Origin of the sequence: Peribacillus aracenensis, from assembly GCF_025175645.1 — a bacterium.
GTDB classification, from domain to species: Bacteria; Bacillota; Bacilli; order Bacillales; family DSM-1321; genus Peribacillus; species Peribacillus aracenensis.
On record NZ_JANZMJ010000053.1, the window covers coordinates 1 to 21,270 of the forward strand.

At 38.4% G+C, this 21,270-nt stretch carries 18 protein-coding genes and 2 pseudogenes; 3 read left to right on the top strand and 17 right to left on the bottom strand.

Annotation, left to right across the window (positions count from 1 at the left end):
- Nucleotides 1-723 precede the first annotated feature (723 nt).
- The 4 genes from N0M92_RS28055 to N0M92_RS28070 all read right to left on the bottom strand — a co-directional run bounded on the left by N0M92_RS28055 (nucleotide 724) and on the right by N0M92_RS28070 (nucleotide 3,495).
- Complete coding sequence (locus tag N0M92_RS28055; RefSeq protein ID WP_260288870.1) at nucleotides 724-1,305, bottom strand: tyrosinase family protein; 582 nt, start codon at nucleotides 1,303-1,305, stop codon at nucleotides 724-726.
- A gap of 596 nt (nucleotides 1,306-1,901) precedes the next feature.
- A complete protein-coding gene (locus tag N0M92_RS28060; protein WP_260288871.1) occupies nucleotides 1,902-2,405 on the bottom strand; it encodes a hypothetical protein in 504 nt (167 codons plus the stop codon).
- Nucleotides 2,406-2,993: 588 nt separating this feature from the next.
- Nucleotides 2,994-3,113: a YjcZ family sporulation protein gene (locus N0M92_RS28065; RefSeq protein ID WP_260288872.1), complete on the bottom strand. Its 120-nt coding sequence runs from the start codon at nucleotides 3,111-3,113 to the stop codon at nucleotides 2,994-2,996.
- 124 nt (nucleotides 3,114-3,237) lie between these two features.
- Entirely contained in the window at nucleotides 3,238-3,495 is a 258-nt protein-coding gene (locus tag N0M92_RS28070; protein ID WP_260288873.1) for an ArpU family phage packaging/lysis transcriptional regulator, read from the bottom strand.
- 905 nt (nucleotides 3,496-4,400) lie between these two features.
- Here N0M92_RS28070 and N0M92_RS28075 point away from each other — a divergent pair.
- Nucleotides 4,401-4,628: pseudogene (locus tag N0M92_RS28075) on the top strand (tyrosine-type recombinase/integrase); the annotation flags it as partial.
- A 116-nt stretch (nucleotides 4,629-4,744) separates the two neighbouring features.
- Here N0M92_RS28075 and glnA read toward each other — a convergent pair.
- The 4 genes from glnA to hflX form a co-directional block, all read right to left on the bottom strand.
- On the bottom strand, nucleotides 4,745-6,079 hold the full coding sequence (glnA, locus tag N0M92_RS28080; protein ID WP_260288874.1) for a type I glutamate--ammonia ligase: 1,335 nt from the start codon (nucleotides 6,077-6,079) through the stop codon (nucleotides 4,745-4,747).
- Nucleotides 6,080-6,117: 38 nt separating this feature from the next.
- Nucleotides 6,118-6,522 (bottom strand): MerR family transcriptional regulator, encoded by a 405-nt coding sequence (locus N0M92_RS28085; RefSeq protein ID WP_192204117.1) that lies wholly within the window; start codon nucleotides 6,520-6,522, stop codon nucleotides 6,118-6,120.
- A 194-nt stretch (nucleotides 6,523-6,716) separates the two neighbouring features.
- On the bottom strand, nucleotides 6,717-7,985 hold the full coding sequence (locus tag N0M92_RS28090; protein ID WP_260288875.1) for a methionine gamma-lyase family protein: 1,269 nt from the start codon (nucleotides 7,983-7,985) through the stop codon (nucleotides 6,717-6,719).
- Between the two features lie 12 nt (nucleotides 7,986-7,997).
- Nucleotides 7,998-9,251, bottom strand: a complete 1,254-nt coding sequence (hflX, locus tag N0M92_RS28095) for a GTPase HflX (protein ID WP_397443937.1) — start codon at nucleotides 9,249-9,251, stop codon at nucleotides 7,998-8,000.
- 168 nt (nucleotides 9,252-9,419) lie between these two features.
- Between hflX and N0M92_RS28100 the strand changes: the two genes are divergently transcribed.
- Nucleotides 9,420-10,028 (top strand): trimeric intracellular cation channel family protein, encoded by a 609-nt coding sequence (locus N0M92_RS28100; RefSeq protein WP_260288877.1) that lies wholly within the window; start codon nucleotides 9,420-9,422, stop codon nucleotides 10,026-10,028.
- Nucleotides 10,029-10,065: 37 nt separating this feature from the next.
- Here the strand turns inward: N0M92_RS28100 and spoVK are convergent, their stop codons facing one another.
- The 9 genes from spoVK to N0M92_RS28145 all read right to left on the bottom strand — a co-directional run bounded on the left by spoVK (nucleotide 10,066) and on the right by N0M92_RS28145 (nucleotide 19,906).
- The gene (gene spoVK, locus N0M92_RS28105; RefSeq protein ID WP_076368565.1) at nucleotides 10,066-11,022 is read right to left on the bottom strand and encodes a stage V sporulation protein K; all 957 of its coding nucleotides are present in this window, start codon (nucleotides 11,020-11,022) and stop codon (nucleotides 10,066-10,068) included.
- Nucleotides 11,023-11,410: 388 nt separating this feature from the next.
- Nucleotides 11,411-11,644: an RNA chaperone Hfq gene (gene hfq / locus N0M92_RS28110; RefSeq protein WP_034313436.1), complete on the bottom strand. Its 234-nt coding sequence runs from the start codon at nucleotides 11,642-11,644 to the stop codon at nucleotides 11,411-11,413.
- Nucleotides 11,645-11,647: 3 nt separating this feature from the next.
- The gene (miaA, locus tag N0M92_RS28115) at nucleotides 11,648-12,634 is read right to left on the bottom strand and encodes a tRNA (adenosine(37)-N6)-dimethylallyltransferase MiaA (protein ID WP_260288885.1); all 987 of its coding nucleotides are present in this window, start codon (nucleotides 12,632-12,634) and stop codon (nucleotides 11,648-11,650) included.
- Between the two features lie 302 nt (nucleotides 12,635-12,936).
- Nucleotides 12,937-14,259: a sensor histidine kinase gene (locus N0M92_RS28120; protein WP_260288878.1), complete on the bottom strand. Its 1,323-nt coding sequence runs from the start codon at nucleotides 14,257-14,259 to the stop codon at nucleotides 12,937-12,939.
- A gap of 528 nt (nucleotides 14,260-14,787) precedes the next feature.
- Nucleotides 14,788-16,728: an FtsX-like permease family protein gene (locus N0M92_RS28125; RefSeq protein ID WP_260288879.1), complete on the bottom strand. Its 1,941-nt coding sequence runs from the start codon at nucleotides 16,726-16,728 to the stop codon at nucleotides 14,788-14,790.
- Nucleotides 16,706-17,482: an ABC transporter ATP-binding protein gene (locus tag N0M92_RS28130; RefSeq protein ID WP_260288880.1), complete on the bottom strand. Its 777-nt coding sequence runs from the start codon at nucleotides 17,480-17,482 to the stop codon at nucleotides 16,706-16,708. Before N0M92_RS28130 ends, N0M92_RS28125 begins: the two co-directional genes overlap by 23 nt.
- A 97-nt stretch (nucleotides 17,483-17,579) precedes the next feature.
- Nucleotides 17,580-18,641 carry a sensor histidine kinase gene (locus tag N0M92_RS28135; protein ID WP_260288881.1) on the bottom strand — a complete coding sequence of 354 codons (1,062 nt, stop codon included), beginning with the start codon at nucleotides 18,639-18,641 and terminating at the stop codon, nucleotides 17,580-17,582.
- Nucleotides 18,638-19,345 carry a response regulator transcription factor gene (locus tag N0M92_RS28140; RefSeq protein ID WP_260288882.1) on the bottom strand — a complete coding sequence of 236 codons (708 nt, stop codon included), beginning with the start codon at nucleotides 19,343-19,345 and terminating at the stop codon, nucleotides 18,638-18,640. The genes N0M92_RS28135 and N0M92_RS28140 overlap by 4 nt, the downstream gene beginning before the upstream one ends.
- A gap of 105 nt (nucleotides 19,346-19,450) precedes the next feature.
- A complete protein-coding gene (locus tag N0M92_RS28145; RefSeq protein ID WP_260288883.1) occupies nucleotides 19,451-19,906 on the bottom strand; it encodes an SMI1/KNR4 family protein in 456 nt (151 codons plus the stop codon).
- 1,096 nt (nucleotides 19,907-21,002) lie between these two features.
- On the opposite strand from N0M92_RS28145, the pseudogene N0M92_RS28150 reads away from it, so the two are divergent.
- Nucleotides 21,003-21,270 (top strand): annotated as a pseudogene (locus N0M92_RS28150) (DUF1641 domain-containing protein); the annotation flags it as partial.

Sequence of the window (21,270 nt, forward strand, 5' to 3'; positions counted from 1 at the left end):
TTAGCCTGATTAACGGTTTTGTGAAACAGAGAAAAATCCTTCCAAAAGGGTTTTGGAGGGTTATTTGGCATGGCCAAAAATAGTATATCATAAGGGAAATGAAAATATTAGAGAAAGATATTGACATCCTATTAGCTGGTTTAGTTCATTAACAGGGGTTGCTGCGGCAGCCTTTTTCTTATGGCACTAACGGGGCAGATTAGTTCATTAAGCGTAGTGTATTTGAACAGTTCGATAAAGTTTTGTTTGTCATGAATACCATTCAATTGTATAAGCCAGATTATTAATTTGATGAAAAATATAAAACGACTCCCTATCCTAATTATAGTTTTTTTAATTTATATATTTATATTTCTCTTTATTGTCGCTGGTAGTTTTCTCTTTAAAAAATATGGACTTTGAGTGGTGAATTTAATGTATGTTACATGGATGTATAGCCATTTCATCAATACAGGGTTCTTTCCGATTTTTTTGATTAGTGTAGCGATAATAATATCAGCCATCTTTATTCATTTCGTAACGTGGTCTTAAAGATTCTCTATAACCAAAAGAAAAAACAAAAACAAATCACCAAAATAGCAGTTTAATTATTCTTCTAATAACTGAATATAACCCAATGTTAGCCAAACGCGGGGTTTCGGTGAAAAATATCTTTAGCGTATAAAAACCTGCTTTTTCATGCAAATTGGCGCAGTGCTCACACTGCGCCTTGTTGACCTTCAATCAATGGTGATCTCCCATCACCATCTTCCTTTCCATATCGTATATATAGCCCAATTTCCTATGATTGATCATCTTCTTGGGGGTTATATCCCACGGAAACATAGGATCATTTAAGTTATGGCCGAATGGTCCACTTCTTCTCGGGAGATATTTCTCCTCCCGTTGCAGGATTTTCCACATTGCCCATATCCGATCGACATTGGCATGGTGTAAAAAGAAGACTGGATCGTTAGGTGAAACAGGTACAGAACCCATATGTCCCCCGACCCAGCCATGCACAAGATTATGAAGGGCCGGTCCATCGACAACGGATTGAAGATCGCGTTCGAACAGCCATAGGAAATAGCGATGCCAAGGTAAGAACGCCGGCCCGCTATGAGCTGCATTTCGCTGAACACCATGACTTCCATGGATATTGGCGTTGTCAGCCCCAGACCGCTCCCCATGACCATTATGACTGCGGGTTGATGCTAATGAAACGTTCCCTGCTTTCGGGGGCTTAACGGGAGGGGTTTGAAATCTCCCTGCAGCAGCATGCCATGCTACGTACCGATCATATATCCCTTTTTCTTTTAAGACCAAAACAGCATCGATATATTTCCTTTTTTCCTTTTCAGAAAGATGAAGATTCAGGTCCTTTTGCCGCTGGGGGCTGGGAAGTACTTGATGAGGAGGGGAAACCTTCAGGGGGATTGAAACGGAACTTCAGATCTAGTAAACAAGTCGCAAACCTGCCAACGAAACAAGACGTTCAAAACGTATTGAAAATCACTCCCCTGACGGTTCTTTTCTGCAATCCTCTCACGTTCTTTTCTTTTAGCCTCTTCCTTTGCTTTCTTTTCACCTCCGATTTTATTCTATTTAGTCTAATATCTGCAAATGTCCCGGAACGTTTGCAGCAGAGATGACTTAATATATACCAAGGTTTTTAGCAGCACAACAAAAATCCCAGAAGTCTCAACAATTCTTTCACGACATCTAATGATTCCTGAATTTAAAATTAAAGATAAAATTTTATTCTTTTTACATCTCAATTTAGTCACTCAAAAGGAATTAATAGATATGGATAAACAAGGGGAAATCGTTCAATTCACAAATGTCATTAAGGATCAAATTAATCCATTTATATTATCTGAAGAGTTAATGATGAGCGCGAGAAGAAATATTCAATTGGGTTTTTATAAAGAAACCATAATTAATGCACAAACCAGTATTGAAACTCTACTACGAACTTTATACATGGAATTATTAAAACTTTCTCTTTCGGCAAAAGACATCTCACTTTCTTTAATTTCTTCAATTTCCATTCTTTTTCTACTTTCATCACTAAAGCGTTCTTGAATTATTGTATGCCAGGTCTTTTGTTGCATCTTAGCTAGTTCTAAATAATCGTCGCTTTCTAAAAAGGCAATCCGTTTCCAAGTGGATTTATTTCCGTCAGGGTCAACCTTCAGTTTTTCAGCTTTTTCAAGCATCAATTTATTGTTTTCAATTGCATTATCTCTTTCACTAATCGATTTTTTCAAATTATCGCTAAAAAAGTTAAGTAAACTATTGACCAAAAACTCCGGCATAAAATTTTCCCTGTGAACCAGATCAATTAATCTAGATTCTAAAAATTTTATTGGATTATCTGAATACCCTATGGTTTTATAACTATCGTCACCTATTTGCACTAACATTGCAGCACAATTCCTGAGAGACTTATTACTCTTTCTCCCGCTAATTGATTATCCCATTCTGATAAAGCTTTTGAAAATGCTTCTATATAAACCATCTAATCATCTCCTTAAGTCTAGGATTTGACAAAGGGTGACTATCCTCCTGCTTTTTTGCATATTTTTTCCAAACGACTACCTAATTAACAAATAAATAAGGACTTAGGGTATAGTTTACAAAAAACATATAAGAGTGCTTTTACCCCCTTGCCCCTCCAGCAGCCACCGCAAACAAAGTGCATCAGCATAAACTTCATGCCTGTTTGACTACTCGAGTAATGCACTTTGATTTAGGCTTTGTGCGTCTCCCAGGAATTACTTCCTGAGATAATCTTATAAAAATGGCAAGAAAAAAAGGCCACTATTTTAGCAGCCTTTTTCTCCTGATTTTGTACCTATTTTTGTCCATGGTTTTTATTAAGAATCAGGAAAATACGGATTTACAAAGTTAAAATCATCCCATCTGAAATTGAAATAAAAAATAAAAAGCTGACCAATATTGAGGTCAGCTTATTATATTAGCAGCACGCACCATATCCATAGGCTTTATCCTCAGCAACCGCCACAAAAACTAGCTCCGATAATGACTAAGAGGATAAATAATACAATTAATAGTGCGAAACCACCTCCAAATCCAAATCCACCACAACCGCCATCTCTACAACCAGTCATACAATCACTCCTTATTTGGGTTAAGGAGGAACTCATTTGGGTTAATTCATTCTATGCTCTACATAGGTTAATGACACAATTAAAAGACAAAAAAGACCGAAATAAAAATCGGTCTTTTTGCTATTTAAATTATCCCTAAGGAGGATGCAAGTTGAAAAATTGCAACTTTCTTCTTTTCGTAATATGGAGTCTTTTGTAAACCAAGCTCCATATATATATTAATATCATTCTGCCTTTCCGGGCTGAGATACTTCATTTCAATTATTTGTCGTTCATTACTGTCGAGGCTATTTTCCAAAGCCCTTTCCATGTGTATGACCTTGAATTCTTTTTCAGTGTCATTTTCTAATAATTTCGGAAAGAAGGATAATTGGTTACTCATTCATTCTCCCCCTATGGTATAATATCTCATCCAAATACACACAATCGCCGGGAGAAATCCTGGCATTTTTTCTTTTCCAGTTTTGTTAATAATTAAAACGGAGATTCATCTTTAACTGATTCAAGTTGTCCTGTTGCCACACTAGCCGAACCACCTTTATCAATCGTGTACTCTACACCCTCATGCGGCAAAAAGAAGGATTTTTGTAACTATTCTTGTTCCAGGATAGTTATTTTTTGTTTCATAGTTTATTCGTACTATGAATTAATTTCGTTTTAATCACCCACAATAAGAATACCTGTAGTAAAAGGAGTGCTACCACTGGACATTCTAAAATCTATACTTTACATACTCTTAACTGTTTTATTTTTATCGTCCATAGGTTTTATCTTTTATAAGCTGTTTAAAACTAAAGGAAGTGGGCTCTCTTGGGTATTCGCTTTCTATGGAGTACTCCTTATTTTTACGTTTGCCGTTTGGTTGGTCCATTATTGGATTTCATAGTTTAGTCGAACTATACGTTTACAGCTGCGCTATCTAATATGTGTTTACCAACGTTTGGCTCAATCAAAGGATTGTAATAAGGGTTCACATTCTCGACCACCCATTTTCCTTTGAAGTTGTATTGCAGGAAAATAATCTCCTGATACAATTTCATATCTGGATAGACAGCTTCAACACCTCTAAATCTCACCCCGATATTTTGTTTAAAACTGCTATGTGTTTGACAAGGTGGACTTGTCCAGATGAAATCAAACTCATTTAAATGCTCTTTTAGATACTCCTATGCCTCTGCTACAGTCGCAAACTTAGCATAGTGATAGGCCCCGACTTTTAACCCTGCTGCCAAAGCTTTAGGAGCATTATCTTTAAAATAGGAAAGCTTGGAATAACTCGTTCCTTCCGCTCGTATCCTAAAAAAAGCAGAGCTTCCCTCTTTGCCTATTCACTCTACTCGACATACGCATGCAGTTTTACAGTTAGAGGCTGGCGCAAGCATGAAATACATTCAAGAGCGTTTAGGTCATGGCAGTATGCAAATCACAGCAGATGTATACTCACATATTAGTAAAAAAATTGAACATGACACAATGGATAAATTCGAGGAGCATATGAAAAATGTCCTTGAATAATTTTTTTGAATTTTTTTCGGGCAATTATCGGGCAGCTGATAACTTCACTAGATTTTATAAATGAATGCCCGAAATAGAAAAACCCCTGACACCAAAGGTGCCAAGGGTTTGAGATATTAATACATTGACATATATTGTTCGCGTTCCCATGGGTGAACTTGTGTGCGGAACATATCCCACTCGATTTCTTTTGCTTCGACGAAGTGTTCAAGTAAATGTTCACCTAATGCTTCTTTGATGACTTCATCGGCTTTTAATGTTTCCAATGCAGCATATAAAGTAGCTGGTAGATCAACGATACCTACTTCTTCACGCTCTTCTTTATTCATAACATAGATGTTGCGGTCAACTGGAGCTGGAGGAGTCAAGTCGTTCTTGATACCGTCAAGACCAGCTTTTAGTATAACTGCAAGTGCCAAGTATGGGTTTGCTGCTGGATCGACACTGCGTACCTCTACGCGAGTACTTACTCCGCGTGATGCTGGGATACGGATTAGTGGGCTACGGTTTTTAGCGGACCATGCAACATAACAAGGAGCTTCGTAACCAGGAACTAGACGTTTGTATGAGTTAACAGTTGGGTTTGTTACCGCAGTGAAGCTTGGAGCGTGCTTAATGATACCTGCAATAAATTGCTCAGCTGTTTTACTTAATTCCAATTTACCTTGTTTATCATAAAATGCGTTTTCTTTGCCTTTGAATAGAGAAACGTTACAGTGCATACCAGATCCGTTAACACCGAACAATGGTTTTGGCATGAATGTCGCGTGTAAACCATGTTTGCGGGCAATAGTTTTAACAACCAATTTAAATGTTTGGATGTTATCGCAAGCTGAAACTGCATCTGCATATTTAAAGTCAATTTCATGTTGTCCTGGAGCTACTTCATGGTGGGATGCTTCGATTTCAAATCCCATTTCTTCAAGCTCAAGAACGATATCGCGACGGCAGTTTTCTCCTAGGTCAGTAGGTGCAAGGTCAAAGTATCCGCCTTTATCGTTCAATTCTAGAGTCGGCTCGCCTGCTGCATCCAGTTTGAATAGGAAGAATTCAGGTTCAGGTCCAAGATTGAAATCTGTGAAGCCCATTTCCCTAGCTTCTGCAAGAACACGTTTTAGGTTTGCACGTGGATCTCCATCAAAAGGTGTTCCATCCGTATTGTAAATATCACAGATTAAACGTGCGACTTTACCTTTTTCGGAAGTCCAAGGGAAGATAACCCATGTATTTAAATCAGGATATAGGTACATATCAGACTCTTCAATACGTACGAAGCCTTCAATGGAAGATCCGTCAAACATCATTTTATTATCAAGTGCTTTTTCTAATTGACTGACTGGGATTTCAACGTTTTTAATTGTCCCTAAAATGTCAGTGAATTGTAAACGAATGTACTTAACATTTTCTTCTTTCGCTAAACGAGTGATGTCTTCACGTGTGAACTTTGTCAATTTCTATTCCCCCTAATAATCATTCATAAATCATATTTTTATTGGAAAAAACGGGACATATCCCCTTGTCGAAGAGATGTTCGATGCTTGCTTCCTTGTAAAAGCTCGGTACGCAGAAGCTTGCGAAGCTCCTCGTCACTAAGGTCCTGTCTTATCTTTTCCGCTTGTTCTAATTCTTGAGTTTTAGGTAAATTCTGTTCCTTTACAGTGAAAATCTTTTTGATGCCGGCCAGATTGACTCCTTGTTCGATTAAGTCTTTAATCTCAAGCAGTCGATCGATATCGTTTAATGAGAAAACCCGACGATTTCCATCTGTTCTCATAGGAGTAATAAGTTGATGCTCTTCGTAATATCGAATTTGGCGTGCAGACAACTCAGTTAGCTGCATGACGATTCCGATGGAAAAAAGAGGCATCGAACGCCGAATGTTGTTGCCGCTCATTCTTAGCATCCTCCTTTTGTTTATCTAAAATTATATTATATCATGTTATTAAACTTGTCAATATGATGTTACATTTTATAACATAATTCTTTCAGAAAAATTAAATGATTTGTTCTACTCAAATATTATGACTATTGCTTTTGCGGGAATCCAATTGTATTTGGATTCCCATAACATTCCTAACTTAATTTCGTTTACAATTGAATCAGCTTTTTGTCCATTAGCGCATTCACTGCAGTCAATACAGCTACTTTAACATGGGCGTATGTCAAGCCGCCTTGAACGTAGGCAACATATGGAGCCCTTGTCGGACCATCTGCTGTAAGTTCAATGCTGGCCCCTTGTATAAAGGTACCCGCAGCCATGATTACATCGTCTTCATATCCTGGCATATAGGCAGGATATGGGGTCACATGTGAATTGATTGGTGAGGCATATTGGATGGCCTGACAGAAGGCAACCATCTTATCCCGGTCATTAAATTGGACGGATTGAATCAAGTCAGTTCGCTTCGCATCCCATTTAGGAGATGTATTCATACCGAGTTTTTCTAAAAAGGCAGCTGTGAAAATGGCTCCTTTAACAGCTTGGCCCACGACATGTGGTGCAAGGAAGAATCCTTGGTACATTTCCTGCAGACTATAAAGCGACGCACCTGCTTCAGCCCCAATTCCTGGGGATGTTAACCGATAGGAGCAAGCTTCAACCAGGTCCTTTTTACCAACAATGTATCCTCCGGTCTTCACTATCCCTCCACCGGGGTTTTTAATGAGTGAACCTGCCATTAAATCCGCTCCGACGTGACATGGTTCTTGCGTCTCGACAAACTCTCCATAACAATTGTCCACGAATACGACGATTTCAGGGTTAATGTCTTTTACAAAAGAAATCATTTCCCTTATTTCATCAATCGTAAAGGATGGACGTGTAGCATACCCTTTTGACCGTTGTATACCGATCATCTTCGTATTTGGTTGGATGGCTTGTTTGACGGCTTCAAAATCAACGGTTCCAGTTTCCCCTAATGGAACGGCCTTATAGCTGATCTGAAAATCACGCAAAGATCCGATACCCGAACCCCGGATACCCACAATTTCTTCCAAAGTGTCATACGGCTTTCCAGTTATGTATAACAATTCATCCCCTGGGCGCAATATGCCGAAAAGAGCGGTGGAGATGGCGTGTGTGCCTGAAATAATTTGGGGACGCACCAATCCAGCTTCCGCTCCAAATACATCTGCATATATCAATTCCAGCGTATCGCGGCCCATATCGTCGTATCCATACCCTGTTGTCGGGATGAAATGGGAATCACTCACTCTATGTGCTTGATAACTTTGTAATACGCGGAATTGATTTTCTTCAATTCGTTCATCCACTTGCTTATGTAACGGAGAAATCATTGCTTCCACTTCCTCGGCAATGTTTTTCAACACTTCTCCATTAGTTAACTGCTGATACATCAAAATTCCCCTTTATAATGAATATTTCTCCAGCTGCCCGGTTATTGGATGATCAGCTAGACAAAAACCTTTGCATTCATACCTTTCCGATTCTTCATTAAAGGAGAGAGTGCGCAATATGGTTTCATTTTTCAGCTGTGATAATAATTTACCCTCACTCGACGGCAGGAAAACATGATACGGGACCATTTCTTCAATCACGTACTTTTCAATTTCTTCCATGATTTGATTCAAGTCCGATTGTTCATAGGCACTGATCATCAATGAAGCACGACTTGCTGACCTGACAAAATCAGTGTGAATCTTATCTTTCTTATTATACAACGTTAGCTGTGGAATGGAAGGGACATCTAAGTCATTTAGCAAATCCTGCACCGTTTTCTGATGATTAAAGTAATCTGTACTTGAGGAATCGACCACATGGAGCAACAGATCCGCTTCTTTCACTTCTTCAAGGGTAGAACGAAATGCGGCAATTAAAGATGTCGGCAAATCTTGTATGAATCCAACAGTATCCGTCAGCAGCACGGTAAATCCGCTAGGAAGAATCGCTTTTCGTGTCATGGGATCCAATGTAGCGAACAATTGGTTCTCTTCGTATGAATCCGCCTCTGTCAAACGGTTGAACAGCGTTGATTTACCTGCATTCGTGTATCCTACGAGTGCTATTTGAAAGGTCTTATTACGTTTCCTTCTATCACGATAGCGTTCACGATGCTTCACTATTCCACTTAATTGTTGCTTGATTTCATCTATTTTCCCACGGATGTGGCGTCGGTCGCTTTCCAGCTTTGTCTCCCCTGGTCCCCTGGTGCCGATACCGCCTCCTAGCCTGGACATCGCCGTCCCCTGTCCGACCAAACGCGGCAATAAATATTGGAGCTGGGCAAGTTCAACTTGCAGCTTGCCTTCTCTGGATCGCGCCCGCTGAGCAAAAATATCCAATATCAGCTGTGTCCGGTCAATGACCCTTGCCTCCAATTGTTTCGAAAGGTTCCGAATCTGGCTCGGGGATAGTTCATCATTAAAGATAAATAAATCCGGCTCCAGCTCCTCTTCCAGATTCCGAAGTTCCTCCACTTTTCCTTTTCCTATATATGTAGCAGGATCAACACTTTCCCTTTTCTGGGAGATGGTCATTAAAACTTCACCATTCGCCGTCTTCGCCAAAGAAGCCAATTCATCGAGTGAATATTCAAAACGTTCATTAGCCTCAGTTGTTTGACACCCAATCAACACGGCCGTTTCCTTTTTTGTTTCTTCCAAATCACAAGCACCACTTTCTGGTAGATTTCTGTTAATCATAACAAAAAAATTGAATATATAAAAATTCCCTCAAAACGAAGCTTTTAACCGTTTTAAAAATTCCGATAACATGCTAAAATCAAATTTGGCTTTACCATTAAAATCGAAAAGACATAGAGGGACATTCATATGACATGGGAAGTATTAAGCTTAATAGGTACGATTGCATTCGCTATTAGCGGAACCATCATCGCCATGGAAGAAGAGTATGATATTTTGGGAGTTTATATTTTGGGAATCATAACCGCCTTTGGCGGAGGGGCAATCCGCAACCTGTTGATCGGCGTCCCCGTTTCAGCGTTATGGGATCAAAGTTTCTATTTTGTCATCGCTTTAGTATCCATCACCATCGTTTTTGTTTTTCCTACAAACCTTTCAAAGCACTGGGACAGATGGGGAAACCTCAGTGATGCCATTGGCCTTTCAGCCTTTGCCATCCAAGGGGCGATGTATGCTGTGGAACTTAATCACCCAATAAGCGCCATCATTGTATCAGCTGCATTAACCGGATGCGGCGGCGGTATAATCCGTGACGTGTTAGCTGGAAGGAAGCCATTGGTCTTCAGAAAAGAAATCTACGTAGTATGGGCCATCATTGCAGGCTTGGCTCTAGGCAGTGGTGTATTATCCCAGTCATGGCAGCTTTATTCGCTCTTTGCCGTCATCACGATATTGCGAGTCCTATCTTACACCAACAATTGGCATCTTCCCAATAAGAAATGGGTGCCTAAAACATAAATTTGAAAAGCCCGCCATCTTGGTGGGCTTTTCCATGTCATTCTTTCTCATCATCCTCGAAAATCAAATCTTGGCTGGTCAGCGTCAGTAAATCGGATTTTTCAAATGAATCTTCCAGTAAAAGCCTCATTGCCTGCGCCCTGATAGACTTTTCAAGTACATTGCGGATATAACGTCCGTTGGAAAACGAAATAGGTCCCCGGAATGAACGCAATATGATTAAATGTTCTTTTAATTTTCTTTCGGCATCCCGATTCATTAGATACTCCTTTTCCTGCAGCATCCGATCGGCTATTTCCATTAACTGTTCAATCGTATAATCCGGAAAATCAATCACAAGCGGGAACCTGGAATGAAGACCAGGATTAAGGCTGAGGAAATAATCCATCTCCCTCGAATATCCAGCAAGGATCAAAATGAATTCGTGCTGCCGATCCTCCATATGCTTGACTAGGGTATCTATGGCTTCTTTTCCAAAATCCTTTTCGCCGCCTCTTCCCAAGGAATAGGCTTCATCAATAAATAGGATCCCGCCAATGGCCTTTTTAATTAGATCCCTAGTTTTTTGGGCAGTATGACCAATGTATTCCCCGACTAAATCTGCCCTCTCCGCCTCAATTAAATGCCCTTTCGAAAGGACATTCATTTTTTGAAACAACTTACCGATTAAACGTGCAACCGTTGTTTTCCCTGTTCCGGGATTTCCTTTAAACATCATATGCAGGGCTTGCCTGCCAGTTTTCAACCCCTTTGCCTCACGCTGTTTATTGATGTAAATCCAGGCATATATCTCTTTTATCATCCGTTTCATTTCTTCCATTCCGACCAGCGATTTCAGTTCATCTTCAATCTCTTTCAATGCCACATGCTGGTGGGGGATTTCCTGTACCAAAATTTCTTTTATCGGCAGATCCTTTTGTAGCGCTTTTCTGTTTTCCGCGTTAAACACAATATTGATTTGCCCGTTATTTTTCATACGGATCGGTTGTTCCAATGCATTCACCTCTCCATCTTGGACCCTAACTCTAACACCACAATTTTCAATTTATGATGGTCATAGGCATATATTGCCTAGCCAAAACTACCCCATCGGAAAATTCGTTTATTTCTTTTCGAGAATAAGCCCCATTCCTACCTGGTAAGCAGCTTACTCTGACAGGATTATTTCCTCGGAGGATATGTTCCGACAAACCCCATTTCCGTTCACCATTTTATTAGGGGTAATGTCATTTCCTGCGGTTTCCCGGAAAATAATCCGTTCCTTAATATATATTCAAATCAGGTACGTAAAATTATCGATTCTTTGAAAAAGAACAGAGAAGTGCATGCAAAAAAAACAGGTCGCTATAAGCTAAACCTGTTTTTTACATTCATATATATGATTATTCCTTCACTTCGTAATCAATCTGAACATTACGTTGTGGAGCAAATGTAGAGATCGCATGTTTATAGACTAATTGTTGTTTGCCCTCTGATTCAAATAAAACGGTAAAATTATCGAACCCTTTCACTTGTCCTCTAATCTGGAAACCGTTTAGTAAAAATACCGTCACATACGTACCATCTTTACGTAATTGATTAAGAAACTGATCTTGAATATTTACTGATTGTTTCATGTATTAGTCCTCCTCTTTTCTCTCTAAATTTATGTATTCGCCTTCACTGAAAAGCTTTCCTGCTACAAATCCAGATATTTCATGTATTTTTTTTGGAAAACCCTCGAGATCGGTCATATCAAACCAAATTACATCCATTTTATTCCGAAACCAGGTCAATTGCCTTTTTGCATATCGACGGGAGTTTTGCTTCAATGTCTCAACTGCTTCATCCAAAGAAGCCCTACCATCAAAAAAATCATAGATTTCTTTATATCCTATAGCCTGGATTGATTGGCAATCCCTCAAACCTTTTTCATAAAATGACTCTACCTCTTGAATCAGCCCTTCTTCCACCATTCCATCAACACGCTGATCGATGCGTTGATATAACCTTTCACGTTCCATAGTCAATCCAATGATGCACGTATCATATTTCAATTCTGTAGGCTGTTCATTCAACTGCTCACTCATTGTTTTACCAGTACAATGAAAAATCTCTAGTGCCCTGATCACCCTTCTTACATTATTAGGATGAATCCGATTCGCACTTTCCGGGTCAACGCTGCGTAATTGTTCAAAAATGGGATCAATCCCCAACTCCCTAACCTGTTTTTCAAGTCCCTCCCTATAAACAGGGTCGGATGGCGCCTCCGAAAATTGATAATCATAAATGACCGATTGTATGTATAATCCTGTTCCACCGACGATAATGGGAAGTTTACCCCTGCTTTGAATCTCCTTGATACAAGCATTAGCCCGATCCTGGAACTCCGCCGCACTAAATGGTTCATCAGGGTCTTTAATATCTAGTAAATAATGAGGAATTCCCTCTGTTTCTTCCCTTTTGATTTTTGCAGTCCCAATATCCATCCCCTTATAAACCTGCATGGAATCCCCGCTAATGATTTCACCATTAAATAACTTTGCCATCTCAATACTCATCTTCGTTTTCCCAACAGCAGTCGGTCCAATGATAACGAGAAGTTTTCCTTTTTGTTTTTTCACAATCTCACTGCCTTAAATGATTTTTCCCTATCTTATCATAATCTCGATGAAAGCAGCTAAACATCTACCCATTATGTCCAATTCAGGTACTTTTATTCAACTTTTCCCCCCCTAATAATTGTCATAGTTATATCTCTCAGATTGTCAGAGTGTAGAATTGCCGAAAATACATTTGAGGCTCACAGATCCATTGCCCCTTCCCCTGGCAGAAGGAGATATAATCCATTTAATGGAATCGCAAAAAAGGTATGATTCCTTCTGCATTTGAGGAATCATACCTTTTTTTCTATTGTCTTTAGATCAATTTAGCCGATTTTTCCATTTACGGGTATGATCATCGTAACGGTTGTTTCTTTTACTGAAGATTGTACATGAATCTCTCCATCATATCTGTTCACTAAGTCTTTAACGATGAACAATCCTTGTCCGCGAACTTTTCCCTTTTGTGCCTTTTTGGTTGAAAATCCGCTGGCGAATATATTCTCCAAATCTAATTCCGAAATCATTGGTCCGGTATTCGTGACCATAAACGTATACTTTTCACCATCAGCTTTGCAGGCAATATTCATTCGGCGTTCTTGCTCTGGCAATTCAATTGTTGCCTCAATAGCATTGTCGATAACATTTGATAATAATTTAATCAAATCGATTGTTTTTATTCGATTGAAGGATTCGAATGAAACATCAACCTCAATATCAATGTTATAATTCTGGGCCGAGAGCCTTTTTGTCTCTAACAGAACAGATAAGCCCGGGTGGGTCACATCCAATTGCATCGATTCAATTGAATGCACTTCTTTTGAAAGACCGGTTAAGTATTCGAGTGCTTTTGCATTCTCCTCTAATTTAAGCAGTCCATGTATCACCTGAATATGATTGGAAAAATCATGCCTCAATGAGCGGACTGAAGCAATGAGCGATTGAAATTCCGATTGATACGTATCTTCCGTATCCCCCACTTCACGTGTCAGTTCCTTTTGGTACCATTTTTGAATGACAAAAAAGGTAACCAGCAGCATGATAACAAATCCACCATTATAGACAAGAATGGCAATGCTGCTTTTCAATACCTTGCCGTTAATGGCATTAATATCTTCTGCGCTCACATCAATGCCCAAAAAACCAATTATGTCGCCATCTTTATTTTTCATTGGCACTCCCACAGTCAAATATTCACCATACTCCGGATCTTCTAGAATCCCGGTAATGAAGCTTTTGCCTTCATACCCCTGTTTGACCTGCTCCGGCGGAACAGTACATGCACCACCGATAGGAAAATTCCCTTTATGATCTTTAGAAAACCCAGTAATCATAGCCTTAGATACTTCCGGATTATCAATCATGATGGTATAAACATATAATGCTCCTATTTTTTCACGGGCATCCTCTAAGTAAGTTTTTATATCCTTATATTCCTGGCTCTTTACTTGGTTATTAAGAAATCGCTGATAGGCCTCTATATCCATTGAGTCGGCTATAGATCTAGCAGCTACCAAGTTTTGATTAGCAACGGATTTTTGGACAGAATTTTTAATGCTTAAATATGTTGAAAACATATTTAGAAAAATGAAAACAATCAATAAAAGAATGGTCAAATAAAGAAATGCCCTTAACTTTTTATTTTTCATAGGATTAAACTTACCTCATCTCTAGCAGCTAAAAGTTAACGAACCTATTCTGAGTTTACTATATAAAGGGACAAAGAAATAGAGAAAAATCTAATATTCTCTATAATTCCAGGTATATAATACTATAATTTATCAAGTAATTAACAGATTACCCACTAACTTTCGACCATATAACTTTTTCAAATCTTATCTGCATTGAATCAACTAAAAGTTTTTTCTAATAAATCATATAATTTCCAATAAATAATTATACTAATATAGTTTTATGTAAGGAAAAGGGGAATTTTGACGATGTTGGGTTTGGTACTTTCTCTTCAAATAAATAATTTTACCCTTTATATGAAAATATTACAAGAACCTAAAGGTTCCGTCTGTAAAGTTACACCATAATTCACATTTTTTATATCAAGTTTCGCGAAAAAAGGGAATCGCTTCCCTTTCAATAGTACATATTAACCAATTTATCATATAGGAAAACAAAAATGGAATCAGGGCCTGCCCCCTGATTCCATTTATAAATGACAGCTTTTATTTAATCGAATTGATGACTGCCCGCTCATACATCTTTTTTGTTACTTGATAATATAGCAGTTGAAAAAGAAAATACATTCCGATGACCATAGCAGAATAGACGAACAAGTTGGATCCCAATAAATTGCTTAATGCCACGTAGGCGATGATGGCATGAGTCATCCCTATCAGAAAAGGAGCGAAAAAGAGGGTGCGTATTTCCGCACTTAAAATATGCCGTATTTCTTTTTTTGTCAGTCCCAATCGATGAAGGGCATGAATTTGGATTTTTTTATCTTCTAAATTCGTAAAAACTCGGAGATACATCATGCTTCCTTGGACGATAAAGAATAATAAACTGACAAACAAGCCGATAAAAAGTATCAAAATGCTTCCTTGTTTCATTTCTTGATAAATCGGAGCTCTTGTTTGCAATTGATTATGGTCTGGATTGTTAGACATTTTTTCGATTTTACTGGATGTTTCCATTGATTCTTCCCAATCTTTAATTTCGTACCCGCGTACTCTTACCTTTTCTTTTATTGGCACATCAGCAGTTATTTCTTGAAATAGCCGATCATCGACCACCATCAGGGTCGTTGCTGACTTTAGGGGGGTGACTATGGATTGATTGCGCTGACCAATCATTGTTACCTGCATGGTTTGTTTACCATAGTGAAGTACCTTTTTTTCTCCCTTTTGGACGAAGTGATAATCCAGTCCTCCATAAGGAAAAATGTATAACGCTTCCTTTCCAGATAACTTTGCCGGATCAATCTTTCGCAATGCAGCCACATTGTTATAATCACTTTCCGAGATTAATAATGACCTATTTTCATTGGATTCTCCCGTTCTCATATGGGGTAACATGTGGGTAATGGGTACACCCGTCATATTTACTTCGTAAAGGATCTTGAATCCATCTTCCTTCAATGCTTCCTCTACTGCGGATGGTTCAATAATGGAATATATAGAAGCGTCATTTTCCACCCAGCCAATTGATTGCGGAATGTTATTCATCCCTTGCTTTTTTAAGTCTGCACTGAACATGAAAAGTGTGCCTGCAGCTGTCAAAATGACGGCTGTTATGATCGAGGTCAAAAAGAATAATCTCGAATAGTCTTTAATATTAAAGATCAGGTTTGTTTGAGTAATTAAATTCGTTCCGCCATATAAGCTTTTCTTCTTCCGGTAAAGCCTGCTGCAAAGAGCGACAATACTTTGGCTGAATAAAAAATAGGTGCCTATCAGTACGAAGAATAAAATGGGCATTACTCGAATATAAGAATTGTTCAACGACATAGTGCCTGCCAAATAATAAGAAACGCTTAAGCAAACTGCTGATAATGCAATTAACCACTTTGAAACGAAGGGCGTCTTTTTTGGTTTTTGTTTATCTTTTAGTAAATCGACGACCTCCGCTTTTCCAATGTGAAACAATGAAAGGAGTGATAGTAGCTGAAATAGCAAAACGAAACCAACAATCGTATAAACAAAGGCCTCAGGGACAAAGACAAACGATATTGGTTGCTCTACAGCTAATAACCAAGAAACTGCCATTAAGAATAACTTTGAGAACAAGAGACCCAAGCCTACCCCAATCAGGATGGATATGAGGGAAACCATCGTTTGCTCCAAGTAAATCAGTTTTCTTAGTTGGGATCTGGACATTCCAAGCAGTGTCAGCAGCCCAAACTCTTTTTTCCGCGGCTGTATAAATGCGGCATTTGAATAAGCGATAAAGAAAACCGAAAATATGATGATCACTATTTCTGCTGCTATGAGTCCCTTACTAATTAGCTGTCCCCCCGGGATATTCGCAGTGACCACATCAGGATGAAAGATAAATGATGCGTAAATAAAAAAGATTGAGACGGAAAGGACGATACTGAAAAAATAAGCTAGATAACGTTGTGCATTTCCTTGGATATTTCTCTTAGCGAGAAGTCGGATGTTCATGATAGACTCCTCCCAAAACGCTTAACGTATCTAAAATCCTTTGATGGAAACTCTGTCTTTCCCCTCCGCTGTGCACCTCCGAAAAGAACTTGCCATCCTTTATGAATAGAATCCGGTCACAGAAGCTGGCAGCAGTCGGGTCATGAGTGACCATGAGGATGGTCGCTCCCTTTTTCTCCTGAAGTGTCGTGAGGGTATCCATTACCTGCTTGGCGGATTTGGAATCCAAATTACCAGTAGGTTCATCCGCTAAAATAATGGAAGGCTCATGAATCATCGCTCTTGCACAAGCCGTTCGTTGCTGCTGACCTCCGGAAATTTCATAAGTCCGCTTTTCTAAAATCCCTTCTATACCAAGAAGGTTCGCCAACTGATTTACCCTATTTTCCATTTCCTTCAATTTATAATGATCTAACGCTAAAGGAAGGAGGATATTTTCGCGAACGGTAAGTGTATCAAGAAGGTTGAAGTCTTGAAAAACAAACCCAATCTCCCTCCTGCGAAACAAAGCCAGGTCCTGATTGTTTAATTCGTTAGGGTTTTGATCATTTAGAATGACTTTACCTGTGGTCGGCTTATCAATCGTGGCCATTAAGTTAAGCAGAGTGGTTTTCCCGCTGCCTGATGGACCCATCACCCCGACAAATTCCCCTTTCTGTACATTCATGGTGAAATTATGTAATGCTTTATGAAATAAATTCCCCTGCTTTTGAAAATAAGTTTTGGATAATTGCTCCGCTTTTAAAATCGACATCCTGAATACCTCCCTTTCTTACCGTAAGTATATTGAATAAAGCGGGAAGTTCCCATCGATGTTTATTACATAATCTTTTAACACCCTTACAATTCTGTCACCTTTCATGTAAGGTATTTGTCTTAAAGAGAAATTCCACAGTAGTCCCTTCCGATACAGTCGATTGAATGGTAATACCATGCCCAAGCCTGTTAACGATTTCCTTCACTAGATATAATCCCATCCCGGTTGACTCCTGTTGCGCTCGCCCGTTCTCTCCAGTAAAAAATGGATCAAACACCCGTTTTACATCATGTGGGACGATTCCAATTCCTTGATCTGTTATCCTAAGCATAATCTCCGACTCTTTTTCAACAAAGCTGAACGTTATGCTGTCATGCTCTTCCTGCCTTGAGTACTTCAGCGCATTAAAGACCACCTGACTAATGGCGAAGTGGAGCCACTTACGATCCGAATGCACATATAAATTCTCAAGCTCCGTGTCAAGCCTGGGATATATGAACCGTTTGATGAACTGTTTCTTTTCCTCGTTAATCACTTGCTTGACTAGATTAATTAAGTCAACCCGCTCCGATTTTACATCCTCTGAAAAACGCTGCAGCCTTGCTCCATGCAAAATAATTTCCAGTCCTCTGCGAAATCGATCATTTTCTTCCTCTATCTCTTTAAGATAATCCTTCATCGATTCACTCGAAATTGTTCTTTTGCCTTCTTGAAGCAGTAAGGAAATGACTGAAACGGGTGTCTTCATTTGATGAACCCATTGATGGATCAACAGCTCATATTGCTCCTTCTGTTTGATTTGTTCTTGTAATTGTCCAATTGTTACCTGGTTCATTTGTTGAAAAAGTTCCATCCACAACTTTTGTTCATTTGACAGGGGTTCCCTAAAAGCTTCGACATATTCAAACGACAAGCTCGGTTCTTGCTTCATCCTTGCTAATTGATTAAGAAAACGGTAATGCCTTATATAATCCGCCCCTAAAAATAGAAGCATCATAAACAACGCGAGAATAAATATATAGACAATATTCGAAATTGATATGTGATTCCCCGCTTCCAGAACGGCTAATGCATAAGCAATGATAAGCAGGCCTACCAATAGAACGGTATAAAAAATAAAATAAAGGCGATCTTTTATAAAGGATTTCAGCTTCACTTTTCTTCTCCTTGCACTATTTTAAGTCGATATCCTTTTCCCCTGCTAGTTGTTATGGCGTGCTTGACGCCAATATCCTCAAGTTTTCTCCGTACCCTTGTGACATTGACGGTCAATGTATTGTCATCAACAAATGAATCATCATTCCATAATGCTTCAAGTAAATCTTCACGCGAGACAATGTTGTCATACTGACGTAGTAAACAACTCAATAATTTCAACTCATTTTGAGTTAACGTTACCCGCATGCCCTGATATTCGATCATCGCTTTTTCCATATAAAGCGTTAACCCAGCCATTTCCTTTATTTTTTGGTGGGATGAGGATATTTCCGCATATTCACCATACACCCTGCGTAGGACACTCTTTATTTTCGCTAGTACCACTTCCAAATGAAACGGTTTTGTTAAATAATCATCCCCTCCATATTCAATGGCCATGACTTGGTTCATTTCATCTGTCCTTGCAGAGATGAATATGATGGGAACCTTTGAAACCGTCCTTATTAGGCGGCACCAATGAAAACCATCATAATAGGGAAGATTAATATCCAATAAAACCAGATCTGGCTTTACCTCTTGGAACTCCGCAAAGACTTGGTCCAGTTGCTTCACTTCAAATACCTCATACCCATACCTTTTTAAATAATTGACTAAGATTCCCGCTATTTTGAAATCGTCTTCAACCAATAATATTTTATACATCTTTATCTCCTCATTAACATGACAATCCTTCATATCATTCCATTTATTGAAATGAAAATAAAAAACCTTGAATGGTATGAGCCAATCAAGGGGATTCAAATAAAATTAGATTTCTTCCGGGATTTTTAATCCCTCAATGAAGGATTTAAAACTCGTTGCAACTTTATAAATATTTTCATCCTGACTTGATGGATCCGAATACCAACCCTGATCCCAGAAATAAACTCCCTTTTCCTCTTCGTTATCTATCAGCAAGATTTTACCTGCACATGTATCATTACCAATTATAATGCAATTCTTATGTAAGTTTTCCCTATTTTCTTCATGCCATTTCTGTAGATCCAGTTCTTTATCTTGAATCTCTAATCCATAAAGTACTTTTAAGCAAACGAGCGTGTCTAATCCATCTACATAAAACTTACTGTTTTGAACTGCAGTTGTGCCGCCATTATGTGTAAGGAGAAATTGTTTATAATCTGCAGGAATCTCAAAACCCACAAATTGCTGAAAATTATTCACTGCCTCTTCTGTCGCTTTTCCATATCCGGTAATATTAACCATTCTATCACTCCATTTCATTTTATTTTAGCAAAACCAATTGATAATCTTATTCTGTAAGCCTGCTAATTACTGTTTATAAAAAGGTAGGCCCTACACTCCATTTATGGAGATCGTTTAAAAAAAGTTATTATTACTTAGAAAATAATACTTTTTTTAAATATATTAACATAATTTTACTTTCCTTATCAGTATTTTCTGATATTTTTTTTGACAATTTTGTTGCAATTCAATAAGAAAATAGCTTTTTTAGAAAGAGTTTTGTCGAAAAATCGATAAAACGTATAATTCGTAGATAAATCGGTGTTTTCGGAGATATATTTCCATTTTCGAAGATATATAGGAGCCTGATGATGAAACTTAGCATTATTCCTCCTTCAATAAAAAAGGCGCCCAACCATCATCTTCTAGGTTATGCGCCTTTTTTCTATTTATGAATTATCCCTATACATCTCAGACAACTTTATAGTCATCATAAGTAATTAGTAACCTGCTCATAGAAACGGTCTCAGCACGAAGCCTATTCTTATCACGACAATAAGCAATGATAGAACTATTGGGAATTTTGGCTGTACAATTCCATTTACTATATTTTTCATTATACCTGGAGGATATTTCGATATTCTCACCACGGACCTTTAATATCCTGCGTTCTACCAAGGGCATCAACTCCAATTCAGATAATATTCTTTACCCTAAACCAGATAAAATATTCCTGGGTCACATTCAGGCATGGCATATTCAAAGATTATGGACATTATAGCAGACCAAACATATATTCAAAACAAAAGATGTCTACATATTCTGCCGGTAACCGAAAGATCATGCACCCTATATAATAGGAAATGCGGTGAACCCCCAATCGTAATCTTATAGAATGTCTCTTTATATAAGGTATTATAATTAGAATAATCTTAATGTTTTTTTGGAATATTAAGATAAATCACAAAATCCACCTAATAACTGTTAATAATAACTATAAAAATTATATTCGTATCACAAAAGAAATATTTGAAATTAAGAGGTTAGAGTCGTATGATTAGTAGTATCGGCGGAAAACACATTAATCAAAATAATGAAGTATAAAGGGGAATTAGATATGGTAGATGTAGTCTCAAAACCTGAACATGAAACACTTAATATTTCTGCAAACCAAGAACAATTGGATATCCTTGATCAGCTTTTAAAGCCCGAGGTTCAGGAATCATTGAACACTTTAGTTGAGCAGTTACCAAAACTGACTGAGTTAGTGAATATTTTAACAAAGTCTTATGATTTCGCTCAATCGGTTGCGACTGATGATGTTTTGAAAAACGATACGGTCAGCGCCATTTCGGAGATCGCGACACCTGTAGTCGATTCAGTGA

What these genes read in the sequence shown, in the direction of transcription:
- N0M92_RS28060 (WP_260288871.1), bottom strand. Translation starts at nt 2,405, where the DNA reads ATGTTAGTGCAAATAGGTGACGATAGTTATAAAACCATAGGGTATTCA.
- N0M92_RS28065 (WP_260288872.1), bottom strand. Translation starts at nt 3,113, where the DNA reads ATGACTGGTTGTAGAGATGGCGGTTGTGGTGGATTTGGATTTGGAGGT.
- N0M92_RS28070 (WP_260288873.1), bottom strand. Translation starts at nt 3,495, where the DNA reads ATGAGTAACCAATTATCCTTCTTTCCGAAATTATTAGAAAATGACACT.
- N0M92_RS28085 (WP_192204117.1), bottom strand. Translation starts at nt 6,522, where the DNA reads ATGAGCGGCAACAACATTCGGCGTTCGATGCCTCTTTTTTCCATCGGA.
- N0M92_RS28090 (WP_260288875.1), bottom strand. Translation starts at nt 7,985, where the DNA reads ATGTATCAGCAGTTAACTAATGGAGAAGTGTTGAAAAACATTGCCGAG.
- N0M92_RS28100 (WP_260288877.1), top strand. Translation starts at nt 9,420, where the DNA reads ATGACATGGGAAGTATTAAGCTTAATAGGTACGATTGCATTCGCTATT.
- hfq (WP_034313436.1), bottom strand. Translation starts at nt 11,644, where the DNA reads ATGAAACAATCAGTAAATATTCAAGATCAGTTTCTTAATCAATTACGT.
- N0M92_RS28120 (WP_260288878.1), bottom strand. Translation starts at nt 14,259, where the DNA reads ATGAAAAATAAAAAGTTAAGGGCATTTCTTTATTTGACCATTCTTTTA.
- N0M92_RS28125 (WP_260288879.1), bottom strand. Translation starts at nt 16,728, where the DNA reads ATGAACATCCGACTTCTCGCTAAGAGAAATATCCAAGGAAATGCACAA.
- N0M92_RS28130 (WP_260288880.1), bottom strand. Translation starts at nt 17,482, where the DNA reads ATGTCGATTTTAAAAGCGGAGCAATTATCCAAAACTTATTTTCAAAAG.
- N0M92_RS28140 (WP_260288882.1), bottom strand. Translation starts at nt 19,345, where the DNA reads ATGTATAAAATATTATTGGTTGAAGACGATTTCAAAATAGCGGGAATC.
- N0M92_RS28145 (WP_260288883.1), bottom strand. Translation starts at nt 19,906, where the DNA reads ATGGTTAATATTACCGGATATGGAAAAGCGACAGAAGAGGCAGTGAAT.